This is a genomic window from Streptomyces sp. NPDC059456 (assembly GCF_042750055.1).
Taxonomy (GTDB): domain Bacteria; phylum Actinomycetota; class Actinomycetes; order Streptomycetales; family Streptomycetaceae; genus Streptomyces.
The window spans coordinates 1-10,191 of record NZ_JBHYVA010000274.1 but is presented as its reverse complement, the minus strand read 5'-3'; the positions used below and the strand labels follow the sequence as shown (position 1 = coordinate 10,191).

General features: G+C 72.8%; 7 protein-coding genes. 5 read left to right on the top strand and 2 right to left on the bottom strand.

The genetic code is table 11. The features are described 5' to 3' along the window. A partial coding sequence (locus ACFXA3_RS22940; RefSeq protein ID WP_385189456.1) for a hypothetical protein occupies positions 1-1,212 on the top strand: 1,212 nt, incomplete at its 5' end. Between the two features lie 97 nt (positions 1,213-1,309). Further along, the gene (locus ACFXA3_RS22935; protein ID WP_385189453.1) at positions 1,310-3,064 is read left to right on the top strand and encodes an NAD+ synthase; all 1,755 of its coding nucleotides are present in this window, start codon (positions 1,310-1,312) and stop codon (positions 3,062-3,064) included. 81 nt (positions 3,065-3,145) lie between these two features. On the opposite strand, the gene ACFXA3_RS22930 is transcribed toward ACFXA3_RS22935, so the two are convergent. Continuing rightward, positions 3,146-4,174 (bottom strand): endonuclease/exonuclease/phosphatase family protein, encoded by a 1,029-nt coding sequence (locus ACFXA3_RS22930; protein ID WP_385189451.1) that lies wholly within the window; start codon positions 4,172-4,174, stop codon positions 3,146-3,148. A 349-nt stretch (positions 4,175-4,523) separates the two neighbouring features. Between ACFXA3_RS22930 and panB the strand changes: the two genes are divergently transcribed. From panB to ACFXA3_RS22915, 3 genes are all read left to right on the top strand, one after another. After that, positions 4,524-5,384, top strand: a complete 861-nt coding sequence (gene panB, locus ACFXA3_RS22925) for a 3-methyl-2-oxobutanoate hydroxymethyltransferase (protein WP_385189449.1) — start codon at positions 4,524-4,526, stop codon at positions 5,382-5,384. Positions 5,385-5,485: 101 nt separating this feature from the next. Further along, complete coding sequence (locus ACFXA3_RS22920; protein WP_385189447.1) at positions 5,486-6,520, top strand: ATP-binding cassette domain-containing protein; 1,035 nt, start codon at positions 5,486-5,488, stop codon at positions 6,518-6,520. Beyond that, positions 6,517-7,362, top strand: a complete 846-nt coding sequence (locus tag ACFXA3_RS22915; RefSeq protein ID WP_385189444.1) for an ABC transporter permease — start codon at positions 6,517-6,519, stop codon at positions 7,360-7,362. The genes ACFXA3_RS22920 and ACFXA3_RS22915 overlap by 4 nt, the downstream gene beginning before the upstream one ends. A 59-nt stretch (positions 7,363-7,421) precedes the next feature. Here the strand turns inward: ACFXA3_RS22915 and ACFXA3_RS22910 are convergent. Continuing rightward, positions 7,422-10,191: ATP-binding protein (locus ACFXA3_RS22910; RefSeq protein ID WP_385189441.1), on the bottom strand; the 2,770-nt coding region annotated here is incomplete at its 5' end.

Genomic DNA, 10,191 nt, shown 5'->3' with positions numbered 1-10,191 from the left:
GAGCCGGCACCCGCGCCGGCCCAGCCGCAGTCACTGCACAAGACCCCGGCCCCCGAACCGGAAGCCGAAGCCCGCCCCGAGCCCACTCCCGGGCCCGCCGCGGCCCCCGAGCCCGTCGCGACCCCGGCGCCCGTCCCCGCGCCCGAACCGGAAGCCGAAGCCCGGCCCGAGCCCACCCCCGGGCCGACGCCCACGCCCACGCCCACGCCGGCGCCCGCCCCCGGGCCCGCCGCGGGCGCCGAGCCCGGCCCGGCTCCTGCCGCCCCGCCGCAGCCCGTTCCGGCTCAGGCGCCCGTCGACGCCTTCGCGCCGCCCGCGCCCGGGTCGGTTCCCGCCGGGTCCTTCGCGCCGCCGACCGCGCCCATGCCCGCGGCGCCCTCCTTCGGCGCGCCCGTGCCGCCGCCCAACCCCTGGGGCGCCCACGCCGCTCCCGGTCACCCCTGGGGCGTCCCGCCCGCCCGGCCCGGCAACGGCCTGGCCGTCGCCGCCCTGGTCCTCGGCATCGCCGGCATCGTCATCGGCATCCTCCCGATCCTCTTCTGGGCCGGCGGCCTCATGGCGCTCGTCGCCATCGGCCTGGGCATCGGCGGCATCGTCCGCGCCGGTGACGGAGCCCCGCGCAAGACGATGGCGATCGTCGGCGCGGTCCTCGGCCTCCTCGGCCTCGGCGCGTCCGCCGGCGGCCTCGCCCTGACCGCCACCATCATGGACAGGGCGGCCGACCACCGCCGCGCCGAGGACCGGTTCCCCCCGGCCGACCTCGACCCGAGCGCGCCGCCGTTCGCGAGGCCCTCGCCCACGCCCTCGCCCTCGCAGGTCCCCGGCATGACGACGCCGTTGCCGTTCGGCGAGACCTTCACGTACCCGAACGGCATCAAGGTGACCCTCTCGACGCCGAAGAAGTACGTCACGAAGAACAAGTACTCCGACGTGGGCAACGCCGTGCAGATGACGCTCACCATCACCAACGGCTCGTCCGCCGCGCACAACGTCATCTACGCGATGCCCAACGTCCGCGACGAGAAGGGCATGACGGCCAAGCTCGTCTTCGACGGCGAGGTCCCGAAGATGATCAGGGGTGACATCCTGCCGGGCGAGTCCGCGAGCGGGGTCGTGGCCTTCGAGGTGCCCGAGGGCACCGTGCACATCAGCGCCGACATCTCGCCCGGAGTCCTGATGCCCAACGCGAAGTTCAGCGGCTCCATCGGCTGATCCGGACCACGACCGGACCGCGACCGGAGCACGACCGGAGCACGGCAGAGGCACGGGACCCAGGACATCGCGTCAGAAAGACGATTAGACTGGTCCCGTGCCTCAACTTCGCCTCGCTCTGAATCAGATCGACTCGCAGGTCGGCAACATCGCCGCCAACGCCGACTCGGTCGTCCACTGGACCCGGCACTCCGCCGAGCAGGGCGCCCACCTGGTGGCGTTCCCGGAGATGGTGCTGACCGGGTACCCCGTCGAAGACCTCGCCCTGCGCGGCTCGTTCGTCGAGGCCTCCCGCACCGCGCTGCGCGAGCTCGCGCAGCGGCTGGCCGCCGAGGGCTTCGGTGAACTGCCGGTCGTCGTCGGCTACCTCGACCGTACGGAGAAGGCCGCCCCGCGGCTCGGCCGCCCGGCCGGCTCCCCGGAGAACGCGGCCGCCGTGCTGTACGGCGGGGAGGTCGTCCTGCGGTTCGCCAAGCACCACCTCCCCAACTACGGCGTGTTCGACGAGTTCCGGTACTTCGTGCCGGGCGACACCCAGCCGGTGATCCGGGTGCACGGCGTCGACGTGGCGCTGGCGATCTGCGAGGACCTCTGGCAGGAGGGCGGCCGCGTCCCGGCCACCCGTTCGGCCGGGGCCGGCCTGCTGATCTCCGTCAACGCCTCCCCGTACGAGCGCAACAAGGACGACCTGCGCCTCGAACTGGTCCGCAAGCGCGCCCAGGAGGCCGGCTGCACCCTCGCCTACCTGGCGATGATCGGCGGCCAGGACGAGCTGGTCTTCGACGGGGACTCCATCGTCGTGGACGCCTCCGGCGAGGTCGTCGTGCGCGCCCCGCAGTTCTCCGAGGGCTGCGTCCTGGTGGACCTCGACCTGCCGGCGGCGCGCCCCGACGCCCCGGAGGGCATCGTCGACGACGGGCTGCGGATCGACCGCGTGATCCTCTCCGAGGAGCCGGTGCAGCCGTACGAGCCGGTCGTCACCGGCGGGTACGCCGACCGCCTGGACGACGACGAGGAGGTCTACGACGCGCTGGTCGTGGGCCTGCGCGCCTACGTCAGGAAGAACGGTTTCCGCTCCGTCCTGATCGGGCTGTCCGGCGGCATCGACTCGGCGCTCGTCGCCGCGATCGCCTGCGACGCGATCGGCGCGCAGAACGTGTACGGCATCTCCATGCCCTCGAAGTACTCCTCGGACCACTCGAAGGGCGATGCGGCCGACCTGGCCGAGCGGACCGGCCTGAACTTCCGGACCGTGCCGATCGAGCCGATGTTCGACGCGTACATGGGCTCCCTCGGCCTGACCGGCCTGGCGGAGGAGAACCTCCAGTCCCGGCTGCGCGGCACGATGCTGATGGCGGTGTCCAACCAGGAGGGCCACATCGTGCTGGCCCCGGGCAACAAGTCGGAGCTGGCCGTCGGCTACTCCACCCTGTACGGCGACTCGGTGGGCGCGTACGGCCCGATCAAGGACGTCTACAAGACGGACGTGTTCCGGCTCGCGCAGTACCGCAACCGGGCCGCGGCCGAGCGCGGCGAGACCCCGCCCATCCCGGAGAACTCCATCGTCAAGCCGCCGAGCGCCGAGCTGCGCCCGGACCAGGTGGACACGGACTCGCTGCCGGACTATCCGGTGCTCGACGCGATCCTGGAGCTGTACGTGGACCGCGACCAGGGCCTGGACGCGATCGTCGCGGCCGGTTTCGACGCGGAGCTCGTCGCGAAGACCCTGCGGATGGTCGACACGGCGGAGTACAAGCGCCGCCAGTACCCGCCGGGCACGAAGATCTCCGCGAAGGGCTTCGGCAAGGACCGCCGCCTGCCCATCACGAACGGCTGGCGCGAACAGGTCTAGGGCCGCCGCGCCCGGCAGGGACGGGGAAGGGCCGCGCCGCCGGAGCGGTACGGCCCTTCCCCGTCCGGTTCCCGGCGGGGCCTACGTGCGTACGGTCAGGCGGGCCGCGACCGGGAGGTGGTCGCTGCCGGTGCGCGGGAGGGTCCAGGAGGCCTCCGGCGTGATCCCGCGGACCATGATCTGGTCGATCCGGGCCATCGGGAACTGGGCCGGCCAGCTGAATCCGAAGCCGTCGCCCGCCGCGCCCTGCGTGGAGCGCATCTGCGAGGTGACCTCTGACAGCGAGCGGTCGTTCATGGTGCCGTTGAGGTCGCCGAGCAGGATGACCTTCTTCAGCGGTTCGGCGGCGAGCGCGGCGCCCAGGGCCCCGGCGCTGTTGTCGCGCTGGTTGGCGGTGAAGCCCGCGTTGAGCTTGACCCGTACGGAGGGCAGGTGGGCGGCGAAGACGGCGATCGGGCCGTGCGGGCTGTCCACGGTGGTGCGCATGGCGCGGGTCCAGCCCATCTTGATGTCGACGGGCGTGCTGGAGCTCAGCGGGTACTTGCTCCACACGCCGACCGTGCCCTCGACGGCGTGGTACTTGTACGTGCCCGACAGGGCCTGCTCGTAGACGGGGACGACGCCGCCCTTGAGCTCGGTCAGGGCCAGGACGTCGGCCCCGGACTTCGCGACCCGGGCTGCGGTGCCGCGCGGGTCGGGGTTGTCCGCGTCGACGTTGTGGGTGGCGACCATCAGGTTGCCGCCGGAGCCGGACTTGTCGAGGACGAGGCCGCCGAACAGGTTCACCCAGACGACGGCCGTCAGCAGTATCGCGATCAGCGCGGTGGCCGATTTGCGGAGGACGGCGGCGGCGAGCAGGAGCGGCACGGCCAGGCCCAGCCAGGGCAGGAAGGTCTCGGTGAGGCTGCCGAGGTTGCCGACGTCGTTCGGCAGCTCGGCGTGGAAGATCATGATCAGTGAGACCAGGGCGGCCAGGGCCGCCGTCACGATCCCGCGCCGCCAGATGCCCGGGTCGTGGCTCAGCCCGGCCAGTCGGCGCCGGAGGCGGGATCCGGAGGACTCGGGCTCCGAGCCGCCGTTCCCCGTCTCCGTCATGTACGCCTGTGCCATGCCACTGCCCTCGCTGCCGTGCTTGCGCTCCGTCCCCGCACCTTGACCCTAGGCGATCGACGAAGCCTTCCGTGCCGTGTTCCGGCCGTACGTCCGCAAGGACGAACGGCCGTGTGGCCGAGGTTCCGCTTGTCACGAAACGCGCACATTGGCTCCCGCGCGCGCCGAACGCCCCGGGAAGGGACCATGAGGGGGCCATGAGGGAGCCATGAGGGGGCCTCGCGCGGGCCGGGAGTGTGACGCACCGGTCCCCGCACCACTTTCGCCGCGGCCCGGGCAGGTGCCACCATGGTGGGTGAGTCCGGGGACGCCGTGAGGGCGCCTCGAGATGACACAAGGAGCAGTTGCAATGACGCATGCCGTTTCGCCTGCCCGCGAAGCCGCCTCCCCCACCCTGTACGGAGGCTCGGGCACCCGGCGGATCACCGTCCGCGACCTCACCCTCGCCAAGGAGCGCGGCGAGAAGTGGCCCATGCTCACCGCCTACGACGCGATGACCGCGTCCGTCTTCGACGAGGCCGGCATCCCGGTCATCCTCGTCGGTGACTCCATGGGCAACTGTCACCTCGGCTACGAGACCACCGTCCCCGTGACGATGGAGGAGATGACGCTGCTGTCGGCGGCCGTCGTACGGGGCACCGGCCGGGCCCTGGTCGTCGGCGACCTGCCGTTCGGCTCGTACCAGGAGGGCGCCGTGCAGGCGCTGCGCAGCGCCACCCGCCTCGTGAAGGAGGCCGGCGTCGGGGCCGTGAAGCTGGAGGGCGGCGAGCGCTCGCTGCACCAGACCGAGCTGATCGTGCAGTCCGGCATCCCCGTCATGTCCCACCTGGGCCTGACCCCGCAGTCCGTGAACGCCATGGGCTACCGGGTCCAGGGCCGCGGCGACGAGGCCGCGCACCAGCTGCTGCGCGACGCCAAGGCGGCGCAGGACGCGGGCGCCTTCGCGGTGGTGCTGGAGCTGGTCCCGGCCGAGCTGGCCGCCGAGGTCACCCGGTCCCTGCACATCCCGACGGTCGGCATCGGCGCCGGCGCGGAGTGCGACGCGCAGGTGCTGGTGTGGACCGACATGATGGGTCTGACCGGCGGGAAGATGCCGAAGTTCGTGAAGCAGTACGCGAACCTCCGCGCCACCATGACCGATGCGGCGAAGGCCTTCGCCGAGGACGTCGTCGGCGGGGCGTTCCCGCAGGCCGAGCACAGCTTCCACTGACCGGGATTGCCCCCGGTCCGACAGCCCCCCGACGGGGCGTCGGCGGGCTGTCGGCTGCCTGTCGGTCGCCTGTCGGTGCGTTGTCGGTGGCGGATGGTCCCATGGTGGACATGACGCGAAACGACAAGAATCCCCTGAGCGGCTCGCACGCCGTCGAGGTGCGGGGACTGGTCAAGCACTACGGCGAGACCAAAGCCCTGGACGGTGTCGACCTGGACGTGCGCGAGGGCACGGTCCTCGGGGTCCTCGGTCCCAACGGCGCCGGCAAGACGACCCTCGTACGCTGCCTGTCCACCCTGATCGTCCCGGACTCCGGGACCGCGACCGTCGCCGGCTACGACGTGGTCCGCCAGCCGCGGCAGCTGCGCCGCACCATAGGCCTGACCGGCCAGTACGCCTCGGTCGACGAGAAGCTCTCCGGCTGGGAGAACCTCTACATGATCGGCCGGCTGCTGGACCTGCCCCGCAAGGAGGCCCGCTCCCGCGCCGACGAGCTGCTGGAGCGGTTCTCGCTCACCGAGGCCGCCAAGAAGGCCGCGATGAACTACTCCGGCGGCATGCGCCGCCGGCTCGACCTGGCCGCCTCGATGATCGGCCGGCCGGCCGTGCTGTACCTGGACGAGCCGACCACCGGCCTCGACCCCCGCACCCGCAACGAGGTGTGGGACGAGGTGCAGCGGATGGTCGCCGAGGGGGCCACCGTCCTGCTCACCACCCAGTACATGGAGGAGGCCGAGCAGCTCGCGAGCGAGCTGACGGTCATCGACCGGGGCAAGGTCATCGCCAACGGCAAGGTCGACGAGCTGAAGGCCCGCGTCGGCGGCCGGACCCTGAAGATCCGCCCCGCCGCCGCGTCCGACCTGCCGGGCATGGCCCGTGCGCTGGCGGAGGCCGGTCTCGACGGCGTCGCCGGTTCGCAGGCCGTCCCGGACGAGGGCGTGCTGCTGGTCCCGATCCTGAGCGACGAGCAGCTGACCGCCGTGGTCGGCCTGCTGGCCGCCCGCGGGTACGGGATCGCCGATCTCGGCACGTACCTGCCCAGCCTGGACGAGGTGTTCCTGGCCATCACCGGCCAGCGGCCCACCTCCGTCGAGGACTCCGTTCCCACCGAGCAGACCGAGGAGGTCGCGGCATGAGCACCGTCACCACCACCAAGCCCGCGACCGCCGCTGCGGCCGCGGCGTCCGCCCCGGCCGAGGACGGCCGGATCGGGCTGCGCGCCAACCTGCGCCACATCGGCGCCCTGGTACGGCGCAACGCGCTCCAGATCAAGCAGGACCCGGAGTCGATGTTCGACGTCCTGTTCATGCCGATCATCTTCACGCTGCTGTTCGTGTTCGTCTTCGGCGGTGCGATCTCCGGCAAGGGCCAGCAGGAGGCGTACGTCAACTACGTCGTCCCGGGCCTGATGGCCATGATGGGCATGAACATCGCCATGGGCGTCGGCACCGGCGTCAACGACGACTTCAAGAAGGGCGTGATGGACCGCTTCCGGTCCATGCCGATCGCCCGCTCGTCCGTCCTGATCGCCAAGATCGTCGTCGAACTCGGCCGCATGATGGTGGCCATCGCGATCCTGCTCACCGTGGGCTTCATGCTCGGCCTGTCGATCAAGACCTCGGTGTTCGACCTGTTCCTGTCCATCGGCCTGTCGGCGGTCTTCGGCGCCTCGCTGATGTGGATCTTCATCCTGCTCGGTCTCACCATGAAGACCGCGCAGGCCGTCCAGGGCATGGCGATGCTCGTCCTGATGCCGCTGCAGTTCGGCAGCTCGATCTTCGCCCCGCCGTCGACGATGCCCGGCTGGCTGCAGGCCTTCACGGACTACAACCCGCTGTCCAACCTGGCCGACGCGGCCCGTGGCCTGATCAACGGCGGCGCGGTCGCCCACCCGGTGACGGTGACCCTGATCTGGTCGGTGGCCATCACGGCGGTCACCATGCCGCTGGCGGTCCGCAAGTTCCGCCAGAAGACCTGATCCGGGACGGCCGGTCCGTTCCGGATCGCGTCCCGGGCGGGCCCCGCACGGGGGCCGGTTCAGATGAGGGCGGTGGCCTCCTCCAGGGTGAGGCCGCCGCCTTCGGCGTACGCCGCCTCGTACGAAGCGTCGCCGAGCGCGGCGCGCGCCAGCTCCTCGGCGCGCGCCGCGTCCTCGCGTTCCGTCCTGACCGGGAAGTGCTGGGCCGGCAGGAGGGCCCGGTACGCGCCGAGCAGCCGCGCGGCGTCGTACATGCGCCGCTCGCCGCCGAGGCAGGCGTGCGCGCGGGCCGCCGTCAGCAGGTACACGGCGGACATCTGCGGGGCGACCATGACGGCGAGGAGGTCCTGGGCGGTCCCGGCGGCCTTCCGGAGGTGCGCGAGGGCGTCGGCGTACGCGCCCTCCTGGTTGTCCAGCCAGGCCATCATGCCGAGCAGGAACCCGTCGAAGACGGCGAAGGCGCCGAACGCGAACTCCTCGCGCAACGTCCGCAGCTGCAGGCGTGCCTCGGGGATGCGCCCGGTGCGGCCGTAGATGCTCGCGAGGAACATCCGGGCGGCCGGCAGCGCTTCGTTGCCGTACGTGAGGGGGGTGCCCAGGATCCCGGTGAGGATCTCCTGCGCCTCGGCGATCGCACCCTCCTCGACGAGGGTCCCGGCCATCCGCACGCGCAGGACCGTGACCTGGGACAAGGCGCCGAGCCGCTCGGCGTGTTCGATCGCGGCCCGGAAGTCCTCGGCGGCCGCCGCGTACTCGCCCCGCTTCTCGCGGGATTCGGCGCGGGCGGACAGGGCCTCGGCGCAGCCCCAGTCGTCGCCCAGCGACTCGAAGAGGGCGTGGCTCTCGTCCGCGTCGCGGGCCGCGTCCCCGGACCAGGCGGCGCGGTTGGCCAGCCAGTTGGCCCGCACCTGGAGGGCGGCGGCCAGTTCCCAGCGGTAGTCCAGTTCCCGGGCGGTGTCCACGGAGGCGTTGAGGACCTGCTGGAGCAGCTCCGACTCCCCGGCGATGATCACCGCGTAGACCCACAGGCCCGTGGGGTTGCGGCAGGTCTGCGGCAGGCCCGGCCGGTAGGCGGCGACGATCCCCTCGATCTGTTCCCGGACCTGCGGATCGGCCCAGTTCGCGTTGGTCTGGTCGCGGGAGGCGAGCTGGATCAGATGGATACCGCGCCAGGCCTCGGCGAGCAGTTCCCCGCCGTACGGCGGGGGCGTGTCCACGATCTGTGCGTACACCGGCTCGGCGGGGACGACGGGTGCGCGGAACGGGTCGGGGCCGAGGGCCGCCGCGGCGGTGGACCAGTGCCGTGACTCGGTGCGCAGGTCGTGCATCGTCCAGTACCAGGCGAGCGAGTGGACGAGGCAGAGCACCTCGTCGGTGTCGCGGGCGGCGATGGCGCGGCGCAGCGCGGTACGGAGGTTCTCGTACTCGGCGGCGAACCGCCGCGTGGCCTCCCGCTGGCTCCGGCCGCGCAGCAGCGGCTCGGTGGTGCGGGCGAGCTCGCGGTAGTACGTGAGGTGGCGGCGCTCGGCGGCCGCGCGGTCCCCGTCGGCCTCGGCGAGGCGCTCGGCGGCGTACTCGGCGACGGTCTCCAGGAGCCGGTAGCGCATGCCGGTGCCTTCGGGGCCGGGGGCCGCGACGACGACGAGGGACTTGTCGACGAGGGAGCCGAGGACGTCCAGGGTGTCGGGGTCGTCGCACACGGCTTCGGCGGCGGGGAGGTCGCAGCCGCCGGCGAAGACGGACAGGCGGCGCAGCACGGCCCGTTCGGGTGCGTCGAGCAGGTCCCAGGACCAGTCGACGACGGCGCGCAGGGTCTGCTGGCGGGGCAGTACGGTACGGGCGCCGCCGGTCAGGAGCCGGAAGCGGTCGTCGAGCCGGTCGGCGATCTGGCGCGGGGTGAGCAGTCGCAGCCGGGCCGCGGCCAGCTCGATGGCGAGCGGCAGCCCGTCGAGGCGGCGGCAGATCTCGGCGGCGGCCCCGGGGTCGTCGTCGGTGCGGAATCCGGGCCGGGCGGCGGCCCCCCGCTCACCGAGCAGCCGCAGCGCGACGGGGTCGGGCAGCGGCTCCACCGGGCGCAGGAACTCGCCCGGTACGCCGAGGGGTTCGCGGCTGGTGGCCAGGATCCGGACACCGGGGCAGCGGGCGAGCAGTTCCTCGGCGAGCTCGGCGGAGGCGCCGATGACGTGCTCGCAGTTGTCCAGGATCAGCAGCATCCGGCGGCGGGCGCAGTGTTCCGCGAGCCGTTCCAGGGGCTGGTCCCCGGTCCGCTCGGTCAGGGCCCGCAGCTCCTCGGCGGCGCCGCCGCGCAGTTTGGTCTCGCGGGCGCCGAGGGCGGTGAGGGCGGCTTCGGCGACGTCCTCGGGGTCGTCCACCGGGGCCAGTTCCACGAACCACACGCCGTCGGGCCAGGCCTGGGCGGCGTGCTCGGCGGCTTCCTGGGACAGCCGGGTCTTCCCGGCCCCGCCGGGCCCGAGCAGGGTGACGAGCCGGGCCCGCCCGAGGTCCTCGCCGATGACCCGGATGTCGTCCTCGCGCCCGACGAAGCTGGTCAGCCGCACCCGCAGGTTCCCCGGCCCGGAAAACGCGCTCCGCCCGCCCGGACCGGAGGCCGGAACGACCTGCGGGCCCGAATCCGGACCGCCGGCCGGAACGAAGTGCGAGCCCAGAGCCGGACCGGAATGCGATCCGGCGTCCGGGCCGGGGTACGGACCCGCGTCCGGACCGGGGTACGGACCCGCGGCCGGACCGGGGTACGGACCCGCGGCCGGGCCGGAGGCCGGGGCGGAAGCGGGGGCCGCATCCGGGCCCGCGGCCGGACCGGGGTACGGA

Coding starts and splice junctions, on each gene's coding strand:
- ACFXA3_RS22930 (WP_385189451.1), bottom strand. CDS start 4,174: ATGGCACAGGCGTACATGACGGAGACGGGGAACGGCGGCTCGGAGCCC.
- panB (WP_385189449.1), top strand. CDS start 4,524: ATGACGCATGCCGTTTCGCCTGCCCGCGAAGCCGCCTCCCCCACCCTG.
- ACFXA3_RS22920 (WP_385189447.1), top strand. CDS start 5,486: ATGGTGGACATGACGCGAAACGACAAGAATCCCCTGAGCGGCTCGCAC.
- ACFXA3_RS22915 (WP_385189444.1), top strand. CDS start 6,517: ATGAGCACCGTCACCACCACCAAGCCCGCGACCGCCGCTGCGGCCGCG.